Annotated in this window: 14 protein-coding genes and 2 pseudogenes; 9 read left to right on the plus strand and 7 right to left on the minus strand. The window is 73.3% G+C overall.

Features of this window, described 5'->3' with window-relative positions:
- Positions 1-33: 33 nt before the first annotated feature.
- The 4 genes from ACIBW6_RS12915 (at position 34) to ACIBW6_RS12930 (ending at position 5191) form a co-directional block, all read left to right on the plus strand.
- Complete coding sequence (locus ACIBW6_RS12915; protein ID WP_399059326.1) at positions 34-1503, plus strand: sodium:solute symporter; 1470 nt, start codon at positions 34-36, stop codon at positions 1501-1503.
- A 28-nt stretch (positions 1504-1531) separates the two neighbouring features.
- Entirely contained in the window at positions 1532-2527 is a 996-nt protein-coding gene (speB, locus tag ACIBW6_RS12920; RefSeq protein ID WP_399059327.1) for an agmatinase, read from the plus strand.
- Positions 2528-2663: 136 nt separating this feature from the next.
- Complete coding sequence (locus tag ACIBW6_RS12925) at positions 2664-4370, plus strand: thiamine pyrophosphate-binding protein (RefSeq protein ID WP_399059328.1); 1707 nt, start codon at positions 2664-2666, stop codon at positions 4368-4370.
- Positions 4367-5191: a nitrilase-related carbon-nitrogen hydrolase gene (locus ACIBW6_RS12930; RefSeq protein ID WP_399059329.1), complete on the plus strand. Its 825-nt coding sequence runs from the start codon at positions 4367-4369 to the stop codon at positions 5189-5191. Before ACIBW6_RS12925 ends, ACIBW6_RS12930 begins: the two co-directional genes overlap by 4 nt.
- Positions 5192-5228: 37 nt before the next feature.
- Here ACIBW6_RS12930 and ACIBW6_RS12935 read toward each other — a convergent pair whose 3' ends face one another.
- Positions 5229-6023: an endonuclease I family protein gene (locus ACIBW6_RS12935; protein WP_399059330.1), complete on the minus strand. Its 795-nt coding sequence runs from the start codon at positions 6021-6023 to the stop codon at positions 5229-5231.
- Between the two features lie 160 nt (positions 6024-6183).
- A pseudogene (locus ACIBW6_RS12940) lies at positions 6184-8494 on the minus strand (ArnT family glycosyltransferase).
- A 165-nt stretch (positions 8495-8659) separates the two neighbouring features.
- On the opposite strand from ACIBW6_RS12940, the gene ACIBW6_RS12945 reads away from it, so the two are divergent.
- The 3 genes from ACIBW6_RS12945 (at position 8660) to ACIBW6_RS12955 (ending at position 14452) form a co-directional block, all read left to right on the plus strand.
- Positions 8660-12388, plus strand: a complete 3729-nt coding sequence (locus tag ACIBW6_RS12945; protein WP_399059331.1) for an ABC transporter ATP-binding protein — start codon at positions 8660-8662, stop codon at positions 12386-12388.
- Positions 12389-12514: 126 nt separating this feature from the next.
- Entirely contained in the window at positions 12515-12931 is a 417-nt protein-coding gene (locus ACIBW6_RS12950) for a hypothetical protein (RefSeq protein ID WP_399059695.1), read from the plus strand.
- A gap of 114 nt (positions 12932-13045) precedes the next feature.
- The gene (locus ACIBW6_RS12955; protein ID WP_399059332.1) at positions 13046-14452 is read left to right on the plus strand and encodes a S28 family serine protease; all 1407 of its coding nucleotides are present in this window, start codon (positions 13046-13048) and stop codon (positions 14450-14452) included.
- A 54-nt stretch (positions 14453-14506) separates the two neighbouring features.
- Here the strand turns inward: ACIBW6_RS12955 and ACIBW6_RS12960 are convergent, their stop codons facing one another.
- Both ACIBW6_RS12960 and ACIBW6_RS12965 read right to left on the minus strand, forming a co-directional pair.
- A complete protein-coding gene (locus ACIBW6_RS12960; RefSeq protein ID WP_399059333.1) occupies positions 14507-16354 on the minus strand; it encodes a glycoside hydrolase family 3 protein in 1848 nt (615 codons plus the stop codon).
- A 641-nt stretch (positions 16355-16995) separates the two neighbouring features.
- The gene (locus tag ACIBW6_RS12965; protein ID WP_399059696.1) at positions 16996-17907 is read right to left on the minus strand and encodes a LysR family transcriptional regulator; all 912 of its coding nucleotides are present in this window, start codon (positions 17905-17907) and stop codon (positions 16996-16998) included.
- Between the two features lie 126 nt (positions 17908-18033).
- Between ACIBW6_RS12965 and ACIBW6_RS12970 the strand changes: the two genes are divergently transcribed.
- On the plus strand, positions 18034-19011 hold the full coding sequence (locus ACIBW6_RS12970; RefSeq protein WP_399059334.1) for an EamA family transporter: 978 nt from the start codon (positions 18034-18036) through the stop codon (positions 19009-19011).
- Here the strand turns inward: ACIBW6_RS12970 and ACIBW6_RS12975 are convergent.
- Together ACIBW6_RS12975 and ACIBW6_RS12980 are read right to left on the minus strand one after the other, a co-directional pair.
- On the minus strand, positions 18995-19804 hold the full coding sequence (locus tag ACIBW6_RS12975) for a sugar phosphate isomerase/epimerase family protein (RefSeq protein ID WP_399059335.1): 810 nt from the start codon (positions 19802-19804) through the stop codon (positions 18995-18997). The two genes, ACIBW6_RS12970 and ACIBW6_RS12975, sit on opposite strands and share 17 nt — an antisense overlap.
- Before the next feature lie 107 nt (positions 19805-19911).
- A pseudogene (locus ACIBW6_RS12980) lies at positions 19912-20039 on the minus strand (MarR family transcriptional regulator); the annotation flags it as partial.
- 360 nt (positions 20040-20399) lie between these two features.
- On the opposite strand from ACIBW6_RS12980, the gene ACIBW6_RS12985 reads away from it, so the two are divergent.
- On the plus strand, positions 20400-21827 hold the full coding sequence (locus ACIBW6_RS12985) for an alkaline phosphatase family protein (protein ID WP_399059336.1): 1428 nt from the start codon (positions 20400-20402) through the stop codon (positions 21825-21827).
- A 543-nt stretch (positions 21828-22370) separates the two neighbouring features.
- Here ACIBW6_RS12985 and ACIBW6_RS12990 read toward each other — a convergent pair.
- On the minus strand, positions 22371-23420 hold the full coding sequence (locus ACIBW6_RS12990; RefSeq protein ID WP_399059337.1) for a LacI family DNA-binding transcriptional regulator: 1050 nt from the start codon (positions 23418-23420) through the stop codon (positions 22371-22373).
- Between the last annotated feature and the right edge of the window lie 134 nt (positions 23421-23554).

Here is a 23554-nt window from a genome sequence, read left to right on the forward strand (position 1 = left end):
ACGCCACTGAGGTGGGCAGAGGAGGGCGTCCCCATGGCCGTCGACTACGTAGTGATCGTCGCCTACTTGGCAGGCATGCTGGCGATGGGCTGGTGGGGCATGCGCCGCGCCAAGTCCAAGAGCGACTTCCTCGTCGCGGGCCGCCGCCTCGGGCCCGCCCTGTACTCCGGCACCATGGCCGCGATCGTCCTCGGCGGCGCCTCCACCATCGGCGGCGTCGGCCTCGGCTACCAGTACGGCCTCTCGGGCGCCTGGATGGTGTTCACCATCGGCCTGGGCATCCTCGCCCTGTCCCTGTTCTTCTCGGCGCGGATCGCCCGCCTGAAGGTCTACACGGTCTCCGAGATGCTCGACCTGCGCTACGGCGGCCGGGCCGGTCTGATCTCCGGGCTCGTGATGTGGGCGTACACGCTGATGCTCGCCGTCACCTCCACCATCGCCTACGCGACGATCTTCGACGTCCTCTTCGACGTGCCGCGCACCCTCGCCATCGTCATCGGCGGCGCGATCGTGGTCGCGTACTCCACGCTCGGCGGCATGTGGTCGATCACCATCACCGACATGGTGCAGTTCGTCGTCAAGACGATCGGGGTGCTGCTGATCCTGCTGCCCGTCGCCGTCGTCAAGGCGGGCGGCTTCGGCGAGATGCGGGCGAAGCTGCCCACCTCCTACTTCGACCCGCTGGGCATCGGCGGCGAGACGATCTTCACCTACGTGCTGATCTACACGTTCGGCATGCTCATCGGCCAGGACATCTGGCAGCGCGTGTTCACCGCCCGCACCGACAAGGTGGCCCGCTGGGGCGGCACCGTCTCCGGCGTCTACTGCCTGCTCTACGCGATCGGCGGGGCCGTGATCGGCACCGCGGCCAAGGTCATGTACCCGACCGGGCTGGGCAGCGCCGACGAGGCGTTCGCCCGGATCGTCAAGGACGAACTGCCCGTCGGCGTCCGCGGCCTGGTCCTCGCCGCCGCGCTCGCCGCCGTCATGTCGACCTCCTCCGGCGCCCTGATCGCCTGCGCCACCGTCGCCAACAACGACATCTGGAAGCGGCTGCGCGGCCGGGCGGCCGGCACGGGCGCGGACGAGCACGACGAGATCAAGGGTAACCGCGCCTTCATCCTCGTCATGGGCGCCGCCACCATCGTCACCGCCATCGCGCTCAACGACGTGGTCGAGGCGCTGACCGTCGCCTACAACCTCCTCGTCGCCGGGCTGCTCGTGCCGATCCTCGGCGGACTGCTGTGGAAGCGTGGCACCGCCGAGGGCGCCCTCGCCTCCGTCGTGGTCGGCGGCCTGGGCGTCATCGGCCTGATGTGGCACTACGGCATCCTCGCCAACGAGCCCGTCTACTACGGCCTGATCGCCTCCCTCGTCACCTATGCCGTCGTCTCCCTGGCCACCCGGCCCACCGACGCCTCGGTCCTCGCCCACTGGCGCGAGCGTCTCGCCGGACGCGCCGGCGAGACGCCGGCCCCCGAGCACGCCCCCACCGCCTCGTAACCCTCGTCCGAAAGCAGGCACACACCCCATGACCAGCAACGAGACGCCCCGCGTTCCCACCGGCCCCACCGGTGCCGTCGGACCGGTCGACTCCTCCCGCGTCCCGCGCTACGCGGGCCCCGCCACCTTCGCCCGGCTGCCGCGCCTGGACGAGGTCGCCGCGGCGGACGTGGCCGTGGTCGGCGTGCCCTTCGACACCGGCGTCTCCTACCGGCCCGGCGCCCGCTTCGGCGGCAACGCGATCCGCGAGGCCTCCCGGCTGCTGCGCCCCTACAACCCGGCGCAGGACGCCTCCCCGTTCGCGCTCGCCCAGGTCGCCGACGCCGGGGACATCGCCGCGAACCCGTTCGACATCAACGAGGCCGTCGACACCATCGAGGCCGCCGCCGACGACCTGCTCGCCTCCGGCGCCCGCATGATGACGCTCGGCGGCGACCACACCATCGCGCTGCCGCTGCTGCGCTCCGTCGCCAAGAAGCACGGCCCGGTCGCGCTGCTCCACTTCGACGCGCACCTCGACACCTGGGACACCTACTTCGGCGCCGAGTACACGCACGGCACGCCGTTCCGCCGCGCGGTGGAGGAGGGCATCCTCGACACCTCGGCCCTCTCCCACGTCGGCACCCGCGGCCCGCTCTACGGCAAGCAGGACCTCACCGACGACGAGAAGATGGGCTTCGGCATCGTCACCTCCGCCGACGTCTACCGGCGCGGCGCCGACGAGGTCGCCGACCAGCTGCGCCAGCGCATCGGCGACCGCCCGCTGTACATCTCCATCGACATCGACTGCCTCGACCCGGCCCACGCGCCCGGCACCGGCACGCCCGAGGCGGGCGGCATGACCTCCCGCGAGCTCCTGGAGATCCTGCGCGGCCTGGCCTCCTGCAACCTCGTCTCGGCCGATGTCGTCGAGGTCGCGCCGGCCTACGACCACGCCGAGATCACCGCCGTCGCCGCGTCGCACACCGCGTACGAGCTGACGACGATCATGTCCCGGCAGATCGCGCAGGCACGTACCCCGTGACGGCGGGCCGCGGCCCGGCTGTGGTCTCCTGGGAGACGGCCCCCGGGCCCGCGGCCGGACGAGCAGGACGTCCGGCCCCCGCGCGGAAGCGGGGCGGGCGAACCACACGGGCGCAGATCGCGGAGGCACGCACCCCATGACCCACGACCACGACCTGGAACTGCGGCCGACGGCCGAACAGACCGAGGCGGCGCTCAACCCGCCCCCCGGGCGCACCGGCGGCGATCTCGTCGTCGAGACGCTGCACGGACTCGGCGCCTCCACCGTCTTCGGCCTGCCCGGCCAGCACGCGCTCGGCATGTTCGACGCGCTGCGCCGCTCCACGCTGCGCTATGTCGGCCTGCGCGTGGAGAACAACGCGGGCTTCGCCGCGGACGCGTACGGCCGGGTCACCGGAGAGGTGGCCCCGCTGCTGCTGTCCACCGGCCCCGGCGCGCTGATGTCGCTGGCCGCGCTCCAGGAGTCGGCCGCGGCCTCCGCGCCCGTACTCGCCATCGGCAGCCAGGTGCCCGTCGCCGGACTGGGCGGCGGACGCCACGGCTACCTGCACGAGCTGCGCGACCAGCAGGCCTCGTTCCGGGACGTGGTCAAGTCCGTCCACACCGCGCGCACCGCCTCCCAGATCCCGTCGGCGATGGCCGCCGCCTGGGAGTCCGCGCTGAGCGCGCCCCACGGGCCGGTCTGGGTGGAGATCCCGCAGGACGTCCTCCTCGCGCCCACGACGCTGCCCGTCGTCACGGCGATGGACGCGACCCCCCGCGACCTGGTCCCGCGCCCCGAACTGACCGCGGTCGCCGCCGACCTGCTCGCCGGGGCCGAGCGCCCGGCGATCATCGCGGGCGGCGGTGTCGTCCGCGCCGACGCCGCGGGCAAGCTCCGCGCGCTCGCCGAGCGGATCGGCGCGCCCGTCGTCACCACCTTCGGCGGCAAGGGCGCCTTCCCCTGGAACCACCCCCTGTCCCTCCAGTCATGGCTGGAGGACCGGCACACCACCGACTTCCTGGAGGACGCCGACGTCCTGCTCGTCGTCGGCTCGGGCCTCGGCGAACTCTCCTCGAACTACCACACGTTCGCGCCGCGCGGCCGGGTGATCCAGATCGAGGCCGACGCGGGCAAGCTGGAGTCCAACCACCCCGCCCTCGGCATCCACGCGGACGCCCGCCTCGCCCTCCAGGCCCTGCTGGAGACGGTCGCGGAACGCCCGGACGAGAAGGCGCCGCAGCGCGTGGCCCAGGTCCTGGCCGCCGTGCGGGAGCGCATCGACGCGCAGGAACTCACCCTGGAACAGCAGGTGCTGGCCGCCGTGCGGGACGCGCTCCCGGCCGGCGCCCCCTCCTTCTGGGACATGACGATCCTCGCCTACTGGGCCTGGTCGGCGTGGCCGGGCGCGATGCACTCGGCGCAGGGCGCGGGCGGCCTCGGCTACGGCTTCCCCGCGGCGCTCGGCGCGGCCGCCGCCGACCCCACCGGGCCCGTCCTCGCCGTCTCCGGCGACGGCGGCGCCCTGTACTCCATCGCGGAGCTCGCCACCGCGCGCCAGCACGACCTGGACGTCACCTGGCTGATCGTGGACGACGGCGGCTACGGCATCCTGCGCGAGTACATGACGGACGCCTTCGGCGAGCCCACGGCGACGGAGCTGGCCCGGCCGGACTTCGTGGCCCTCGCCGAGTCGTTCGGCGTGCCGGGGGTGCGGACGAGCCCGCAGACGCTCCGCGACGATCTCACCAAGGCGCTGACCACGCCGGGCCCGCACCTCGTGGTGCTCCCGGCCGTGCTGCGCATGTTCGCCCCGACCCACACGAGCCCGGCCCCCACGAGCCCGACGCGGGAGACGCCGTGACGACGACCGTGGCCTGTGCCCAGCTCGCCCTCCGGGTGGGCGACGTGGCGGCGAACCTCGCCGCCGCCGAAGCGGCCGTCGAGGCCGCCGCGGACGCCGGTGCGCGCGTCCTCGTGCTTCCCGAACTCGCCAACAGCGGTTACGTGTTCGCGGACGCCGCCGAGGCACGGGCGCTCGCCGAGCCCGTCGACGGGCCGACCGTCACCGCGTGGTCGGCGGCGGCCCGGCGCCGCGGCGTCACGCTCGTCGCGGGCCTGGCCGAACTCGACGCGGACGGCCTGGTGCGCAACTCGGCCGTCGTCATCGACGCGACCGGTACGCTGCGCGCCGTCTACCGCAAGGCGCACCTCTTCGGCACGGAGAAGGACTTCTTCGTGCCGGGCGACGAGCGGCCCCCGGTCGTCGCCGTCGAGGGCGTCGGCCGCATCGGCGTCATGATCTGCTACGACCTCGAATTCCCCGAGTGGGTACGGCTCGCCGCCCTGGCCGGCACCGAACTGCTCTGCGCCCCGGTCAACTGGCCGCTCTTCCCGCGCCCGGCCGGCGAACGCCCCGCCGAGGCCGTCCGCGTCCAGGCCGACGCCGCCGTGAACCGTATGTACGTCGCCGCCTGCGACCGCGTGGGCGACGAACGCGGGGTGCGCTGGACCGGCGGCTCCCTGATCACCGACCCCGACGGCTTCCCGCTGGCCGGGCACACCCCGGCCGCGGACCCCACGCTCCTGCTCGCCGCCTGCGACCTCGACCGGGCCCGCGACAAACGCCTCGGCCCCCACAACAACGTCTTCACGGACCGCAGGCCGGAACTGTACGGGGGCTGACGCCGAGGCCCGGTCCGGCCACGGGCACGGTCCGCGACTACCAGATCGCCTCGACCCACTCGGGGTGGTCGATGAACGGGTTGCGGTTGTGCTGGTAGGTGTCGTAGATGACCTGGTTGCGCTTCTCCTCGAAGGCGCTGGGCGGGTCCTCGTCGCTCCACTGCTTCAGTACGGAGAGCTTGCCGATGTTAGGGGCGCTGCCGTTGCTGACCTTCTCGTTGGGCTCCAGGTCGGCGAAGCCGTCGCCGCCGTCGTAGCGCACGGCCATGTAGAGGATCATGCGGGCCACGTCGCCCTTGTCCGCGTCGCGCGGCTCGAAGGAGTCGGAGTCGGTGAGGCTGCCCCCGCCGCCCGCCACGGCGATGCCGCCGTTGTCGAAGTCCTTGTTGCCGCGCACGCCGTTGACCTGGACGTCGGCGGGGCGCAGGTGGTGCAGGTCGGTGCCGGGGCCGGTCGCCTCGCCGAAGTCGCCGTGGGACTTGGCCCAGGTGTGCTCGCGGTTCCAGTCGCCGACGTCGCCGCCGTTCAGGGACTTGGCGCGGGAGACGCCGCTGTACAGCAGGATCACGTTGTTGCTGTTGTTCGGGTCCTGGTCGGTGGCCATCAGCGCGTTCCAGACCGCCGAGTAGGAGATCTTGGTCTGGCTGCTGATGATCGTGTGCAGCGAGGACTTGAGGCTCGCGCCGGTCTTGCCGACCGCGTTCTTGTAGTACGTGGCGTCGTACGCGGTGGTGGTCGCGGCGGCCGGGCTCGCGGTGGCCGTGGGCAGCGTGACCGCGGCGAGCAGGCCGGCGGCCGTGAGGGCGATGGTGCGTATGGGGGTTCCGGGCATGGGGGGTGTCCGTCCGTTCTACGCGGGTTGACCGGGTGAACGGGAGCGTGGCATGAACACGTAGAGATTGGGTGAATGCCCGGCGTCGATCGTGTGTCGGAAACGGCCCCTGACGCAGCGTCAGGGGCCGTTGTGCGGACGGGAGTTCCGCCGGAGGGGGTCAGGAGACGTCTGACGCGTCCAGTCGGTAGACGGAGGCCGCCTCGCTCGACCCGGATGAGCCGGTGTCCGTGTCCTTGTCGTCGGACGACGTCTTGTACGCGCTCTCCTTCACCGCCGCGCCGTGCTTCTTCACCCATGCGGTGACCGCCGTGGAGGCGTCGTTGCCGCCGCCCATGCCGCCCTCGCCGACCTGGATGTAGTGCAACTTGCCGCTCTTGACCAGCTTCTTCAGCTTGGCCACGGTCATGCCCTTGTCGGAGCCGGTGAAGCCGTACATGGAGATCACGGGCTTCTTGGTGCTGAGGACGAGCTGTGCCGCGGACTGCGAGTTCGAGACCGCGAGCAGCCACTCCGCGCCGTCCTGGTGCTTCTCCAGGTACGCCACCAGGTCGCTGTCGACGCTGCCGCCCATGCCGCCGCCCATGCCCGCGGCGGGCCGGCCGCCGCTCTCCTGGGCGCCGCCCCCCGAGCCGCCCCGCTCACCGCCCGGCGTCTCGCCGCCGGGCATCTCACCGCCGCCGGAGAACCCGCCGCCCGGCATCTCGCCCCCGGCCTGACCGCCCCCGGGCATCTCGCCGCCGCCCGGGAAGCCGCCACCGCTCGCGCCGTCGGGGGGCGTGAAGCCGCCCTCCTGGCCGCTCTCGCCCGGCGCGCCGCCGTCCTGGCCGCCCTGGCCCGGCACGCCGCCTTCCTGGCCTGCCCGGCCCGAGGCCTGCCCCTGCCCGCCGCCCGGCTGCTCCCCGCCGGGGAAGCCGCCGCGGCCGCCGCCGGGCCGGCCGCCGGGGCCGCCCATGCCGCCGCCCGTCGAGGGCCCGGCCGTCGGGTTCGTCCCGCCCATGCCGCCACCGGCGCCGGAGGAGAACGTCGTGGCCCCGGCGTACGCCGCCGGGCCCGCCACCGCCGCGACGACCGCCGCCGCCACGGCCGCCGCGAAGAATTTCAGCCGCGTACCCGACGCCGTCCGGAAGACGAGCAGGCCCGCGATGGCGGCGGCCATGACGAGCGCGACCACCGGCCACAGCCACCCGTTCCAGCCGGAGGCCCGCCGCAGCAGCACGACCGCCCAGATCCCCGTCGCGCCGAGGGCGACCGGGAGCACCCACGCCCAGCGCCGGTCCGTGCGGAAGGCGCGCAGCAGCATCACACCGCCGCCTCCGCACAGTGCCGCGACACCCGGCGCGACCGCCGTCGTGTAGTACGGGTGCATGGTGCCCTCGGCCGTCGCGAACGTGCCGTAGTGCAGCACCAGCCACCCGCCCCACAGCAGCAGCGCGGCCCGCGCCGGGTCGGTGCGCGGCACCCGGCCGCGCAGCACCAGGCCGCCGGCGAGGGCGATCGCCGCGAACGGGATCAGCCAGGAGATCTGACCGCCCAGGATGTCGTTGAAGAGCCGGCCGAGCCCCGCGGCGCCGGAGAAACCGCCGCCGCCCATGCCGCCACCACCCCCCGCCGTTGCCCTCGCCGCCCAGCACCCGGCCCAGGCCGTTGTAGCCGAGGATCAGGTCCCAGGCGGAGCCGTCCGTCGAACCGCCGATGTAGGGGCGGTCGCCGGCCGGGGTCAGCGAGACGGCCGTCGCCCACCAGAAGCTGGAGACGGCGAGCACCACGGCGGCGAGCGCCAGGTTCCGGACCTTCCTGCGCCACCCCAGGTGGCAGGCGTAGAGGTAGACGCCGAGGACCGCGGGCAGCGCGATGTAGCCCTGGAGCATCTTCGTGTTGAACGCCAGGCCGAAGCAGACCGCCGAGGCGAGCAGCGGGAGCAGCCTGCCGGTGCGGGTGGCGCGCAGCGCGAGGGCCGCGCCGCCCACCATCAGCAGCACCAGGAGGGTGTCCGGGTTGTTGTCGCGGTTGATGGCGACCGTGATCGGGGTGAGCGCGAGGACCAGCGCGGCGACGGCGGCGGCCGCATGCCCCCAGACCCGCTTCACCGACGCGTGCAGGATCCAGATCGTGCCGAGCGCGGCGCCGACCTGCGGCAGCATCATCTGCCAGGTGCCGAAGCCGAGGACCCGGCAGGACAGGCCCATCGCCATGAGGGCGAACGGCGGCTTGTCCACCGTCAGGAAGTTGCCCGCGTCGATGGAGCCGAAGAACCATGCCTTCCAGCTCTGCGTGCCGCTGTAGACGGCGGCGCTGTAGAAGCTGTTGAGGCCGCCGGCGGAGAGGTTCCAGGAGTACAGGACCCCGGCCGGCACGAGGATCGCGAGGAGCGCCGGCAGCGACCAGCGCGGAGCGCGGTGCGCCGCGGGCGGGGCCGTGGGCGGTGGCGGGACGGGGGCCTGGGAGTGGGGTTCGGTCGCGGTGGTCACCCGTGCACGGTGCCGGTGCGGTGTGGGCGCGGGCTGTGCTGAGGCTGGGTGCCACCTGTGGATGCCGCCGCGGCCGGCCCGATTGTTGCGACGGGATGAAATCCGTACCCCGTCGCGTTGGCCCTTCGGCAGGTCAGCACGAGTGGTACGGCGAGAGGCAGCGGAGTGACGGAGAAACGGGGCTGGGCGCGCAGGCTCGCCGGGTACGCGTGGCGGTACCCCAAGGACGTGCTGCTCGCGCTGGGTGCCTCGCTCGGCGGCATGGCCGTCATGGCGCTCGTACCGCTGATCACCAAGGTCATCATCGACGACGTGATCGGGGACCACTCGCGGTCCATGGGCACGTGGGCCGGCGTGCTCGTCGGCGCGGCCGTCGTCGTGTACGTGCTCACCTACGTCCGCCGCTATTACGGCGGCCGGCTCGCCCTGGACGTCCAGCACGACCTGCGCACCGAGATGTACACGACGATCACCCGGCTCGACGGCCGCCGCCAGGACGAGCTCTCCACCGGCCAGGTCGTCGGCCGCGCCACCAGCGACCTCCAGCTCATCCAGGGCCTGCTGTTCATGCTGCCGATGACGATCGGGAACGTGCTGCTGTTCCTCATCTCCCTGGTGATCATGGCGTGGCTCTCGCTGCCGCTGACCCTCGTCGCGCTCGCCGTGGCCCCCGCCCTCTGGTACATCGCCCGGCGCAGCCGCTCCCGGCTGCACCCCGCCACCTGGTACGCGCAGGCGCAGGCCGCCGCCGTCGCCGGGGTCGTGGACGGCGCGGTCAGCGGCGTCCGCGTCGTCAAGGGCTTCGGGCAGGAGGACCAGGAGACCGGCAAGCTGCGCGAGGTGGGGCGGCGGCTCTTCGCCGGGCGGCTGCGCACCATCCGGCTGAACTCGAAGTTCACCCCCGCCCTCCAGGCCGTGCCCGCCCTCGGCCAGGTCGCCATGCTCGCCCTCGGCGGCTGGCTCGCGGTGCGCGGACAGATCACGCTCGGCACGTTCGTCGCGTTCTCCTCCTACCTCGCCCAGCTCGTCGGCCCGGTCCGGATGCTCGCCATGGTGCTCACCGTCGGCCAGCAGGCCCGCGCAGGCGTCGAGCGCGTCCTGGAACTCATCGACACCGAGCCCTCCCTCCAGGACGGCACGAAGGAGCTGCCCGCCGACGCCCCCGCGACCGTCGAGTTCGACTCCGTCTCCTTCGAGTACGCGGGCAGCGACCGGGCCGTCCTCGACGGGCTCTCCTTCGAGATCCGGGCGGGCGAGACCCTCGCCGTCGTCGGCTCCTCCGGCTCCGGCAAGTCCACCGTCTCGCTGCTGCTGCCCCGCTTCTACGACGTCTCGCGCGGCGCCGTCCTGGTCGGCGGCCACGACGTGCGCGAGCTGACCCTGGACTCGCTGCGCGCCGCGATCGGCATGGTGCCCGAGGACTCCTTCCTCTTCTCCGACACCGTGCGCGCCAACCTCGCCTACGGCGCCCCGGACGCCACCGACGAGCAGATCGAGGCCGCGGTGCGCGCCGCCCAGGCCGACCGGTTCATCGCCGAGCTGCCCGAGGGGTACGACACCTTGGTCGGCGAGCAGGGGCTCACCCTCTCCGGCGGCCAGCGCCAGCGCCTCGCCCTGGCCCGCGCCATCCTCACCGACCCCCGCCTGCTCGTCCTGGACGACGCCACGTCCGCGGTGGACGCGCGCGTGGAGCACGAGATCCACGAGGCGCTGCGCGGCGTCATGGCGGGCCGCACCACCCTGCTCATCGCGCACCGCCGCTCCACCCTCGGCCTCGCCGACCGCATCGCGGTGCTCGACGGCGGCCGGCTCGCCGCCGTGGGCACGCACGAGGAGCTGGAGCGGGACAGCGCGCTCTACCGGCGGCTGCTGACCGACCCGGACGAGCTGGGCGGCGTCTCCCCGGGGCACGCCCTGCCCGCCGCCGGGCAGGCCGGGCCCGCCGAGACGACGGACACCTCCGTCCGTGACGAGCTGGACGCCGAGTTCGACGCCGAGCGGGGCGTCACCCCCCGGCTGTGGACGGGCGACCGCGAGCCCAAGGACAGTGCGCTGTCCGGGATGCCCGCGACGCCCGAGCTGCTCGCCCAGGTCGACGCGCTGCCGCCGGCCACCGACGTCCCCGACGTCGACGAGGTGCGGGCCGTCACCGCCGAGGACTCCTACGGGCTGCGCAGGCTGCTGCGCGGGTTCGGGGCGGCGCTGGCGATCAGCCTCGCGCTCGTCGCCGTCGACGCGGGCGTCGGACTGCTGCTGCCCATCCTCATCCGGCACGGCATCGACGAGGGCGTCTCCCGGCTGGCGCTCGGCGCGGTGTGGACGGCGGCCGGGCTCGCGCTGGCCGCGGTGCTCGTGCAGTGGGTCGCGCAGATCGGCGAGACCCGGATGACGGGACGCACCGGCGAGCGGGTCCTCTACTCACTGCGGCTGAAGATCTTCTCCCAGCTCCAGCGGCTCGGGCTCGACTACTACGAGCGGGAGCTGACCGGGCGGATCATGACCCGGATGACGACGGACGTGGACGCCCTGTCGACGTTCCTGCAGACCGGCCTCGTCACCGCGTTCGTCTCCGTCGTCACGTTCTTCGGCATCATGGTCACGCTGCTCGTCATCGACGTGCAGCTCGCGCTCGTCGTCTTCGCGACGCTGCCGCCGCTGATCGTCGGCACGTTCTTCTTCCGCCGCTCCAGCGTGAAGGCGTACGAACTGGCCCGCGAGCGGGTCTCCGTCGTCAACGCCGACCTCCAGGAGTCCGTCGCCGGGCTGCGGATCGTGCAGGCGTTCCGGCGCGAGAAGGACGGCGCCGAGCATTTCGCGGCGGGCAGCCAGGCCTACCGCAAGGCCCGCATCCGCGGCCAGTGGCTGATCTCGGTCTACTTCCCGTTCGTCCAGCTCCTGGCCTCGGTGGCGGCCGCCGCCGTGCTGATGGTGGGGGCGCACCGGATCGACGCGGGCACCCTGACGACCGGTGCGCTCGTCGCCTATCTCCTCTACATCGACCTGTTCTTCGCCCCCGTCCAGCAGCTCTCGCAGGTCTTCGACGGCTACCAGCAGGCGACCGTCTCGCTCGGCCGCATCCAGGAGCTGCTGCGCGAACCGACCTCCACCAAGAGCGCCCGCGAACCCCTGGAGGTGCTGTCCCTGCGCGGCGAGATCGCGTTCGAGGACGTCGACTTCGCGTACGGCACGGACGAGGCGGCGCTGCGCGACGTGCGGCTGCGCATCCCCGCCGGGCAGACCGTCGCCTTCGTCGGCGAGACCGGCGCGGGCAAGTCGACGCTGGTCAAGCTGGTCGCCCGGTTCTACGACCCGACCGGCGGCCGGGTCACCGTCGACGGCACCGACCTGCGCGACCTGGACCTGACGAGCTACCGGCACCGGCTCGGCGTGGTCCCGCAGGAGGCGTACCTCTTTCCCGGCACGGTCCGCGACGCCATCGCCTACGGGCGGCCCGACGCGAGCGACGCGCAGGTCGAGGCGGCCGCCCGGGCGGTCGGCGCGCACGACATGATCGCTACCCTGGAGGGCGGCTACCTGCACGAGGTCGCCGAGCGCGGCCGGAACCTGTCCGCCGGGCAGCGCCAGCTGATCGCGCTGGCCCGCGCCGAACTCGTCGACCCGGACGTCCTGCTGCTCGACGAGGCGACGGCCGCCCTCGACCTCGCCACGGAGGCCCAGGTCAACCAGGCCACCGACCGGATCGCCGGCAAGCGCACGACGCTCGTCGTCGCCCACCGCCTGACCACGGCGGCCCGCGCCGACCGGGTCGTGGTGATGGCCGGCGGGCGGGTCGCCGAGGACGGCACCCACGACGAACTGCTCCGCCTGGACGGCCGGTACGCGCGGCTGTGGCGGACGTTCGTGGGGGAGGACGTCAGCACGAGCGCCGTCTGATGGCCGGTACCGGGCGGTGCCCCGCCCGCCGTGCAACCGGGCGGGGCCCGCGGTGCGTCCGTCCCTCCGTACTCTGGTGCCGATGTGACGGGAGGGACTGCGGTGCGAAGAGGTGAGGACAGCGACATAGCCGGCGGCCGTGGCGCCCCGCGGGGTGCCCGGCGGTCGCGCCGGCTGTGCGCGCTCGCGCTGACCGGGCTGGTCGCCGCCGCGCTGCTGGTCGTCGCGGGGCCCGGCACCGGCGGCGCGCAGGCCGCCGCGCTCTGCGCCGGTCACAAGGCGCGCACCCTGTCGTTCGCCACCGGCACGACCGTCGTCTACAAGCGCGGCGGCTACGTCTGCGCCGTCACCCTCGCCCGGCGCACCGGGGTGCGCCAGGCCATGACGGTCAGCGTCCAGGCCCGCGGCAACCGGGCCGTCGTCGACGCGGGCCGCTTCACCCACCACGCGGGACCGGTCATCGTGCACGCGGGCCACCGCTGTGTCCGGGTGCAGGGGCGCGTGGGAGCGAAATCGGTCGGTTCGGGCTGGATTCTGTGCTGAAACCGTGCGGAAGCGGTGTCCGATGTCGTACTGAGCGGACACCGAGTACCCCTGGTGGTGCGCGGACGGCTCCGATAGTTTCCGGAGCATCTGTGTAACTCCAGGGGAGGGTGTATGCGCAAAGCGCTCAGATGGCTGCTGTCGCTCGTGGTGCTCATAGGCACGGTGAGCGCGGCCGGCATGTCGACCGCGGCGGCCCGGCCGGCCGACGCCCCGGCCACCGCCGACATCAAGGACCAGCTCCTCGCCGTACCGGGCATGAGCCTCATCGAGGAGAAGCCGTACGACGGCTACCGCTACTTCGTCCTCAACTACACCCAGCCGGTCGACCACCGGCACCCGTCCAAGGGCACGTTCCAGCAGCGGATCACCGTGCTGCACAAGGACGTCAGCCGTCCGACGGTGATGTTCACCAGCGGCTACAACGTCTCGACGAACCCCTCGCGCAGCGAGCCGACCCGCATCGTGGACGGCAACCAGGTCTCCGTCGAGTACCGCTTCTTCACCCCGTCCCGGCCGCAGCCGGCCGACTGGTCGAAGCTCGACATCTGGCAGGCCGCCAGCGACCAGCACCGCATCTACCAGGCCCTCAAGCCCCTCTACGGCGCGAACTGGCTGACCACGGGCGGCTCGAAGGGCGGCATGACCGCCACCTACTACGAGCGCTTCTACCCGCGCGACATGGACGGCGTCGTCGCCTACGTCGCGCCGAACGACGTCGTCAACGACGAGGACTCGGCGTACGACCGCTTCCTGGCGAACGTCGGCCCCAAGGACTGCCGCGTCGCCCTGCAGAAGGTGCAGCGCGAGACGCTGGTGCGCCGCACCGCGCTGGAGAAGAAGTACAAGGACTACCTCACCGCCAACGACTACACCGTCAACACGGTGGGTTCGCTGGACAAGGCGTACGAGGCGACCGTCCTCGACCTCGTGTGGGGCTTCTGGCAGTACCAGCCCGAGTCGGCCTGCGCGGACGTGCCCGACGCGAAAACCGTCACCGACCAGGCGCTCTTCGACTACGTCGACGCCGTCGGCGGCTGGTCGTCCTACGCCGACCAGGGCCTGGAGCAGTACACGCCGTACTACTACCAGGCGGGCACCCAGCTCGGCTCGCCCGACATCAGGCAGCCCTGGCTGGGCAAGCTGTCCCGCTACGGCTACCAGCCGCCGCGCAACTTCGTGCCGCGCACCATCCCGATGACGTTCCAGAAGCACACGATGCGGGACGTCGACACGTGGGTGCGCCACCACGCCACGCGCATGCTCTACGTCTACGGCGACAACGACCCGTGGGGCGCCGAGCGCTTCCGGCTCGGTGCCGGGGCCCGGGACAGCTACGTCCTGACGGCGCCGCACGCCAACCACGGCGCGAACGTCGCGGGCCTGGAGGCCGACGACAAGGCGCTCGCCACCGAGCGCATCCTCGCCTGGGCCGGCCTGTCCGGTACGACGGCCAAGGCGCCGCACGACGCGAAGCTCGACCGCGTCGAGAACGTCCGCAAGTTCACGCTCCGCCCCTAGCCGGGGGCGCGGCGAAGAGGGGGGCCGCGTGCGGCCCCCCTCTTCGCCTGCCGGTCAGTACCGCCGGCCGTAGCCGATCGGGTAGAGGACCTGTGCGGGGTCCTCGGCCTTCTGCACCGGCACCGGGAGCCTGCCGCGCGGCGCGGACCGGCCCGCCAGCACCCGTACCGCCGCCCGCAGTTCGACGTCGATCCAGGAGTACGCCGCCACGTGGGCCCGGGCCGCGGGCAGCTGTGCCACGTCGTAGGGATTGCGCATGGACAGGGTGACGACCGGTACGCCGGTCGCCGCCACGGCGTTCACCAGGGCCTGCTGGGCGCTGCCCGCGGTGACGTTGTATGTGCCGACGAGCACGGCGTCCTTGCCCGCGGCCGCCGCCACCGCCTGCGCGATGACCGCCTGGCCCGGCGCGGTGCCGGTCGCCAGGACCGTGGCGCTGAAGCCCAGTTCGGTCAGGGCCGCGCCGAGCACGGTGGTCGGCGGACCGTCGCTGAGCGAGGGCGAGGCCGGGTTGGCGCCCAGCACCAGGACGTTCTTGTGGGTGCGCCGGTTCAGGGGCAGCAGCCGGTCCTTGTTGACCAGGACCGTCGTCGTGCGCTCGGCGATCCGGTCGGCCGCGGCCAGGTGCGCGCGGGTGCCCACGGTGCGGTCGACGCCGCGCTGGGTGACGTAGGGGTCCTTGAAGAGGCCCAGCTTGTCCTTGAGGCGCAGGATGCGCAGGAGCGAGACGTCCAGGCGCTCCTCGGTCAGCTCGCCGCTGCGGACCGCCGACAGCACGCCGTTCCACGCGGTGGCCAGGTCCGGCGGGTTGAGCAGCTGGTCGACGCCGGCCTTCAGGGCGAGCACCGGGACACGGTCGTCGCCGTACTTGGTGCGCACGCCCTCCATGCCCAGCGAGTCGGTGATCACGACCCCGTCGTAGCCGAGCTTCTCGCGCAGGATGCCGGTGAGGATCGGGTGCGAGAGGGTCGCCGGGTCCTCCGCCGGGTCCAGGGCCGGCACGACGAGGTGCGCCGTCATGATCGAGTCGATCCCGGCGGCGATCACGGCCTTGAACGAGGGGGCGTCCAGGCGCTCCCACTCCTCGCGGGTGTGGGTGATCACCGGCAGGCCGGTGTGGCTGTCGGTCGCCGTGTCGCCGTGGCCCGGGAAGTGCTTGGCGGTGGAGGCGATGCCGGCCGACTGGTACCCCTTGACCTGCGCGGCGGCGAGCCGGGCCACCGCGGCCGGGTCGGCGCCGAAGGAGCGGACGCCGATGACGGGGTTGGCCGGGTTGATGTTGACGTCCGCGTCGGGGGCGTAGTCCTGGTTGATGCCGAGGGCGCGCAGTTCGGCGCCGGCGATCGCGGCGGCCTCGCGCGCGTCCGGGCGGGAGCCGCCCGCGCCCAGCGCCATCGCGCCGGGCAGCAGGGTGGCGGGCTTGCCGACCCGGGCCACTATGCCGTGTTCCTGGTCGGTGGCGACCAGCAGCGGGATGCGGGAGGGCTGTTGGCCGCCGATCTCCTGGATGCCGTTGCTGAGGGCGGCGATCTGGTGCGGGTCGCGGACGTTGTGCGCCCAGGCGAAGTAGATGATGCCGCCGAGCTTGTACGTGGAGATCAGCTCGGCCGCGGTGCGGACGCCGATCTCCTTGAGGTTGGCGTCGATGTCGGCCTGGTCGGGGGCGGTCGCCGAGTGGCCGTAGACCCGCATCACGAAGAGCTGGCCGACCTTCTCCTCCAGGGACATCCCGGAGATGATCTTCTTCAGCCTGGCGTCGGGCCTGGCCGGCCGGGGGGACTGGGTGGCCTCGGTTTCGGCGGCCTGGGCCGGGGTGGTCAGGCCTGCGGTGGCTGCGGCGGCCGTGGTGGCGGCGAGCAGGGTTCTTCTGGAGAGACCCTTGCGGGGCTGGGGGTGGTGCACTTGCGCTCCTTCCGGGGGAGGGGCGGGGCACGGGCTGCGGGGTGGTGGCCGATGAAAATTACTTCCGAGCGTCACGGATATCGGGAAAGTTTCTGCCAGTCAAGGGGGGTGACGTGGCGTCGCCTTGGCGGATCGGGGTGGAGGTTCCTCGGCTTGTGCGGGTGGGTCGGCCTTTTTGCGCAGTTCCCCGCGCCCCTGATGGGTCGTGAGTCGTCCGCGCCGCCGTCGTGGCTGGTCGCGCAGTTCCCCGCGCCCCTTACGGGGCTGTTTTTCGTCTGCGGCGCCGGTGGGGGCTGGTCGCGCAGTTCCCCGCGCCCCTGAGGTGCGCACTTCGTGCGGCATCTCATCGGGCCCCGCGTCCGCCTGAGATGCGTACTTCGTGCGCTATCTCATCGGCCCCCGGTCGGCGGCCCTGAGGCAGCGGCGAAGCCGCATGCCTTCAGGGGCGCGGGGAACTGCGCGACCAGCCCCCACCGGGCGTGCAGACGAAAGCGGGGGCGCACGCAGTGCGCCCGTCAGGGGCGCGGGGAACGGCGCGAGAAGCCCCACCGGCCCGCAGCCGAAAAGCGGCGGCGCACGCAGTGCGCCTTTCAGGGGCGCGGGGAACTGCGCGAACGGCCCCCACTAGGGCGTGGTCGGGGTCAAGGCGTGTGGAGGGTGGTCCGGGACTGGAGGGTCAGGGCGCGGATCGTCTCGGTGATCGCCGGACGGCGAGCCGCCCCCGCCCGCCAGAGCGCATACACACGACGCCGCGGCATCGGATCCAGCCCCGCCACCGCGACCCCCGGCGGCAACGGCCCACGCCCGAGACGCGGAATGACCGCCACCCCGAGCCCCGCCGCGACCAACGCCACCAGCGTCGGATTCTCGTCCGCCCGATGCACGATCCGCGGCTCGAACCCCGCGGCGCGCATCGTACGGACGAGCCAGTCGTGACACACCCGGCCCGGCGGCTGCGACACCCACCGCTCGTCCCCGAGTTCGGCGCGCCGCACCGTGGTCCGCCCGGCCAGCGGGTGCTCGGCCGGGACGAGCAGATCGCAGAGGTCCTCGCCGAGGACGGCCTGTTCCACCCCGGGCGGGGCGGACAGCGGCGCGATGTCCCAGTCGTGCGCGACGACCAGATCGACCGCGCCCTTGGCGACGAGGTCCACCGACAGATGCGGGTCGACCTCGGTGAGCCGCACGTCGAGCGCCGGATGCTCCGCCGCGAGAGCGGCCAGCGCGCCCGGCAGCAGCCCGCGCGCCGCGGAGGCGAACGCGGCGACCGTCAACCGCCCGGCCGGCACCCCGCGCCGCTCCTCGATGCCGGTCTCGGCCCGCTCCAGGATGGCCAGCAACTCCCGTGCGGTCGCCGCCAGTTCCCGCGCCTCGTCGGTGAGCCGGACGCCGCGCCCCGCGCGTTCGAGGAGCACCGTCCTGGTCTCCCGCTCCAACTTCGCGATCTGCTGGGACACCGCGGACGGGGTGTACCCGAGGGCGGCCGCGGCGGCCCCGACGGTGCCGTGGACGGAGACGGCGTGCAGGGCGCGCAGCCGCTGGATGTCGAGCACGTGGGCCCCCTGCCGGTCGGCGCCGGCACCACCGTGCCGCACCTGGGTTCGGATGTAGCGGTGCTTCATCCAACCATGCAGCAATCATCGCTGGTGCTACACGGTCACTCCGCCGATGCTCGACGCATGAGACCCGCGCACACCGGCCTCGCCGTCCTCGTCGCCGCCCTGTGGGGCGTCAACTTCGTCGTCATCGACATCGGCCTCGCCCACTTCCCGCCGCTGCTCTTCTGCGCCCTGCGTTTCCTGTTCGCCGCCTTCCCCGCGGTCCTGCTCGTCGGCCGGCCGGCCGTGCCGTGGAGGTGGGTCATCGGGGTCGGACTCGCCCTGGGCGTCGGCAAGTTCGGGCTGCTCTTCGTCGGCATGGACGCCGGGATGCCCGCCGGGCTCTCCTCGCTCGTCCTTCAGGTGCAGGCCGTCTTCACGGCGCTGATCGCCTGCGTGTTCCTCGGTGAACGCCCCGGCCGCGTCCGGGTGGCGGGCATGGCCGTGGCCCTCGCGGGCATCGCCGTGGCCGCCGTGGACGAGGGCGGCTCGGGGCCGCTGGGTGCCTTCGCGCTGGTCCTGGTGGCGGCGGCGTTCTGGGGCGTGTCGAACGTACTGACCCGCAAGGCGGCGCCCGACGCCCCGTTCACCTTCATGGTCTGGTCGAGCGCGGTCCCGGTGCTGCCGCTCCTCGCGCTCTCCCTGCTCTTCGAGGGGCCCGCCCGCGACGCCGCCGCGCTGACCGCCCTCGACCTGCCGGGCGTCGCCGCGATCGGCTTCGTCGCCCTGGTCACCACGCTCTTCGGGTTCGGCGTCTGGAGCCGGCTCCTGCGCCGCTACGACGCCTCGACCGTCGCTCCGTACTCGCTGCTCGTGCCGGTCTTCGGCATGTCGTCGGCCGCCCTGTTCCTGCACGAGGACGTGACCCCGCTGCGCTGGTGCGCGGCGGGGCTCCTGGTCACCGGCGTCGCGCTGGCGAGCACCCCGAAGCGGCGCGCCCGGGCCCCGCGTCACCCCGGGTCCGGCGCCGCCCCGCTCACCCCGCACGCCCCGCACCGGGCGGAGACCCCGCCCAGCGCGGAGGCGCCGCCGGACCCCGAGCTCACGCCGACTCGTTGAGCAGCCGGGCCAGGTGCTCCCGGCCCCGGCCGAGCAGTTCGGGGAGCGGCGCGGCGGCCTCGTACCAACGCGCCTCGTACTCCCAGCAGAGCCAGCCGTCCCAGCCCTCGCGGCTGAGCACCTCCACGCACTCGGCGAGCGGGAGCACCCCCTCGCCGAGCGCCAGCGGCGTCGTGTCGTCGGCCCCCGCGATGTCCTTGACCTGCACGTAGCCGAGGTAGGGGGAGAGCGCCGCGTAGGAGACCGAGGGCTGCTCGCCGCCCAGCCAGGTGTGCATGACGTCCCACAGCACGCCCACGTTCCGGTGGCCGACCGGTCCGACGACGCGGGACGCGGCGGCGCCGGTGCGGTGCGAGTCGTGCGTCTCCAGCAGCACTCGTACGCCCCGGTCCGCCGCGTACTCCGCGGCGACCCCGAGCCGGGCCGCCGCGCGGGCGTCGGCCGCCGCGAGCCCCTCCTCGTCGAGCCCGTCCCCGCCGCCCGGGAAGACCCGCACGTACGGCGCCCCGAGGTCGCGGGCGAGGTCGACGAGGGCGCGGACCTCGTCCAGCACCGGCGCGTCGTCGCCCGGCGCAGCGACCCGCGCGTACCCGGCGACCGCCAGGATCTCGACGCCCGCCGCCTTGGCGGCGGCCACCGCCTCCGCCCGGGCGGCCGCGCCGAGGCCCGGGTGGACCGGCTCCTCGGGATGGGCGCGCAGCTCCACACCGTGGAAGCCGTGCGCGGTGGCCAGGCTGAGGACGTCGGCCAGCGGGAGGCCGGGGACACCGAGGGTGGAGAACGCCAGTTTCATGGGGCGGACCTTACCCGCGCTCACGCCCGTCACTCAGGTCGCTCGGGCGACGGCGGCCGCCGGCCCTGCCCGATCAGATCAGGGCCGCGCCCGCGCCTGTGCTCCGGATGGGTCAGCTCAGCGCGGACTCGGGACTCCGTGAGGGTGTACGGGGCGTACAGGTGACGGCTCTGGTCCGGTGCGCCGACGACGCTCGTGGGGAAGCGGTCGGAGAACGGATGCCCTGGACGGTCATGACTCACCTCGCGTTGCCGGATCGGCCGGCTCCCGGCCCCGGCCCGTCGGCGCCGGCGCGGCCGGCGGCCCGGGGGACGGCGCCCGGGCGGTGCCCGCCGGGCAAGCCCGTCCACGGACCGGACACGGGGGAGGGCCGCGGGCGCCCCCGGGTCAAGTCCGTGCATACAGCAGGTATAGCGGTTCAAGAGCGGCCCATGGGTTGGCCAACCCCTGGTCGCGCGTTGGCCCCGAGTTCATCGTTCACCCCCTCCGCCGCATGTCGGGCGACCCGCACAGTGAAGCCGACGGCCCGTCGCGCACGGGCCGTTGGCATGCCCGAACCGTCCGTCAGGACAACTCCACCCCCAGGAGGCCCCCCATGCCCGAACTGACCCGACGCAGACTCCTCGGCTCGGCGGCCGGCGCCGTCGGCGGCGCCGCCGCGCTCTCGCTCCTTCCCCCCAGCGTGCAGAAGGCCGTCGCCGCGGGCCCGCCCCGCAAGGGCTCGCTGCGCGACATCGAACACGTCGTGCTGCTCATGCAGGAGAACCGGTCCTTCGACCACTACTTCGGCACGCTCAAGGGCGTCCGCGGCTTCAGCGACCCCGACGCGCTGCGGCTGAGCACCGGCCGCTCGGTCTTCTACCAGCCCGACGCCGAGAACCCGAAGGGGTACCTGCTCCCCTTCCACCTGGACACGCACTCCACCAGCGCCCAGGCCATCCCGTCCACGAGCCACGCCTGGTCGGTCCAGCACGAGGCGTGGAACAACGGCGCCATGGACCAGTGGCTCCCCGCCCACCGCAAGGCCGACGGCGTCAACGGCCCGTACGTCATGGGGTACTACACCCGCAAGGACATCCCGTTCCAGTTCGCGCTGGCCGAGACCTTCACCATCTGCGACAACTACTTCTGCTCGGTCTTCGGCCCGACCTGGCCCAACCGCCTCTACTGGATGACGGGCACGATCGACCCGTCCGGCACCCAGGGCGGCCCGATCCTGAACAACACGGCGCCCTCGCCGTACCGCTGGACGACGTACGCCGAGCGGCTCCAGGCGGCGGGCGTGAGCTGGAAGGTCTACCAGCAGGACGACGACTACGGCTGCAACCTGCTGGAGCAGTTCGCCTCCTTCAAGGACGCGCAGCCCGGCTCCGAGCTCTACGAGCGCGGGGTGCGGCCCCAGCCCGAGGGCACCTTCGAGGACGACGCCCGCAACGACCGGCTCCCCGCGGTCAGCTGGATCATGCCGACCGGCTACCAGTCGGAGCACCCCGACTACCTGCCGGCCGCGGGGGCCGACTTCGTGGCCCAGAAGATCGAGGCCATCGCCTCCAACCCGAAGGTGTGGGCGAAGACCGCCTTCATCCTCAACTACGACGAGAACGACGGCCTCTTCGACCATGTCGCGCCGCCCACGCCCAAGGCGGGGACGGCGGGGGAGTTCGTGAACGGGCTGCCGATCGGGGGCGGGTTCCGTGTCCCGGCGATCGTCGTCTCGCCGTGGACGGTCGGGGGGTGGGTCGCCACGGAGGCCTTCGACCACACCTCGGTGCTCCAGTTCCTGGAGGAGTTCACCGGTGTCGCGGAGCCCAACATCACCGACTGGCGGCGGGCCACCTTCGGGGATCTCACGTCGGCGTTCCGGTTCTCGCATGCGGCGCCGCGGGTGCCCTTGCTGCCGCGGGACACCGCTGATCAGCTCAAGCAGGCCAAGGAGGACGTGGCGTCCCTCCCCAAGCCGACGCTGCCCGGGGCGGACCAGTCCTTCCCCTACCAGGAACAGGGCCGCCGCCCCCACGTCTAGCTCCGCTTGAGCGCCGCGGCCCGGTGGGGGCATCTCGCGCAGTTCCCCGCGCCCCTGAAAGGTGCACTGCGCGCACCCGCTGTCTTCACCTGCGGGCCCGGCGGGGGCTGGTCGCGCCGTTCCCCGCGCCCCTGCGGGGCGCACTGCGTGCGCCACCGTTTTTCGGCTGCGGGCCGGTGGGGCTTCTCGCGCCGTTCCCCGCGCCCCTGACGGGCGCACTGCGTGCGCCCCCGTTTTCGGCTGCACGCCCGGTGGGGGCTGGTCGCGCAGTTCCCCGCGCCCCTGAAGGCATGCGGCTTCGCCGCTGCCTCAGGGCCGCCGACCGGGGGCCGATGAGATAGCGCACGAAGTGCGCATCTCAGGGGCGCGGGGAACTGCGCGACCAGCCCCCACCGGCGAGTCAGCCGAACGACAAGCCCCGTAAGGGGCGCGGGGAACTGCGCGACCAGCCACGACGGCGGCGCGGACGAATCACGACCCTTCAGGGGCGCGGGGAACTGCGCACAACATCGCAGCGGCCCGCGCTGGAGTATCCCGGCCCCCCTAGACCTCCCTGGGGACCCCCGTGGAACCCCGCACCATCAAAACCCCCCGCACCACATCCACCCCCCCGGGCGGCAACCCCTCCCGGCTCATCGCGATACGCCCCGCCCGACCCGCCGCCCCCGCAAGCGGCAGCCGCACCGTCGTCAGCGAAGGCACCGCGTCCACACTGAACGGCAGATCGTCGAAGCCCGCCACCGACACGTCCTGCGGAATCCGCAGCCCCGCCTCCCGCAGAGCGGCGCACGCCCCCAGCGCCACCGTGTCATTGGCCGCGACCACCGCGGTCAGACCGGGCCGCGCCCGCAGCAGTTCGACCGTCGCCGCATACCCCGCCTCCCGGTCGTAGGGCCCGTGCACGACCAGCCCGTCCGACTCCGTGACCCCCGCCTCGGCCAGCGCGGCACGGTGCCCCTCCAGGCGGTGTCGCGTCGTCGTGCGCTCCTGGGGACCCGCCACATAGCCGATCCGGCGGTGCCCGAGGGAGAGCAGGTGCCCGGTCAGCTCCTTCGCGCCGCCCCGGTTGTCGAACGTCAGCGCCGCCGCGTCCGTCCCCGGCACCGGCGGCCGCCCGCACAGCACCACGCGGGTGCCCGCCTCCGACAGCCGCCGCAGCTTGTTCGCCATCGCGGCGACGTGGTCGGCGTCCTCGATCGCGCCACCGGTGAGGACGACCGCCGCGGCCCGCTGGCGCTGGAGCAGGGTCAGGTAGGTGAGCTCCCGCTCGGGCGAGCCGCCCGTGTTGCAGACCACCGCGAGCCGCTCCCCGCCGGCCCGGCCACCGGGCCCGACGATCTCGGACTGGACCGCGGAGGCCATGATCCCGAAGAAGGGGTCGGCGATGTCGTTGACGAGGACCCCCACCAGGTCGGAGGTGGCCGCCGCGAGCGCGCTGGCCGGACCGTTGAGGACGTAGTCGAGGTCGTCCACGGCCTTGAGCACCCGCTCGCGCGTGGCCGCGGCGACCGGGTAGTTGCCATTGAGCACGCGCGAGACGGTGGCGGGGGACACCTGCGCGCGGGCGGCCACGTCCGCCAGGGTCACGGTCATCGAGTCATCCTCCGTCGACGGCCGGACGCGCTCCCGAGTCGGGGAGCCCCGGCAGGTCTGGTATCCGCTCTTGTCCGAGCGGCTGTGCAGAGGCTAGCTTCTTTCCATGTAGAAAGCGCTTGCTACGTGGACCG

It is taken from the genome of Streptomyces sp. NPDC049813, assembly GCF_044465085.1.
Classification (GTDB): Bacteria; Actinomycetota; Actinomycetes; order Streptomycetales; family Streptomycetaceae; genus Streptomyces.

Bases quoted from the DNA above. Each gene is read 5' to 3' on its own strand.
- ACIBW6_RS12915 (WP_399059326.1), top strand. From the start codon at position 34: ATGGCCGTCGACTACGTAGTGATCGTCGCCTACTTGGCAGGCATGCTG.
- speB (WP_399059327.1), top strand. From the start codon at position 1,532: ATGACCAGCAACGAGACGCCCCGCGTTCCCACCGGCCCCACCGGTGCC.
- ACIBW6_RS12925 (WP_399059328.1), top strand. From the start codon at position 2,664: ATGACCCACGACCACGACCTGGAACTGCGGCCGACGGCCGAACAGACC.
- ACIBW6_RS12935 (WP_399059330.1), bottom strand. From the start codon at position 6,023: ATGCCCGGAACCCCCATACGCACCATCGCCCTCACGGCCGCCGGCCTG.
- ACIBW6_RS12955 (WP_399059332.1), top strand. From the start codon at position 13,046: ATGCGCAAAGCGCTCAGATGGCTGCTGTCGCTCGTGGTGCTCATAGGC.
- ACIBW6_RS12970 (WP_399059334.1), top strand. From the start codon at position 18,034: ATGAGACCCGCGCACACCGGCCTCGCCGTCCTCGTCGCCGCCCTGTGG.
- ACIBW6_RS12975 (WP_399059335.1), bottom strand. From the start codon at position 19,804: ATGAAACTGGCGTTCTCCACCCTCGGTGTCCCCGGCCTCCCGCTGGCC.
- ACIBW6_RS12985 (WP_399059336.1), top strand. From the start codon at position 20,400: ATGCCCGAACTGACCCGACGCAGACTCCTCGGCTCGGCGGCCGGCGCC.
- ACIBW6_RS12990 (WP_399059337.1), bottom strand. From the start codon at position 23,420: ATGACCGTGACCCTGGCGGACGTGGCCGCCCGCGCGCAGGTGTCCCCC.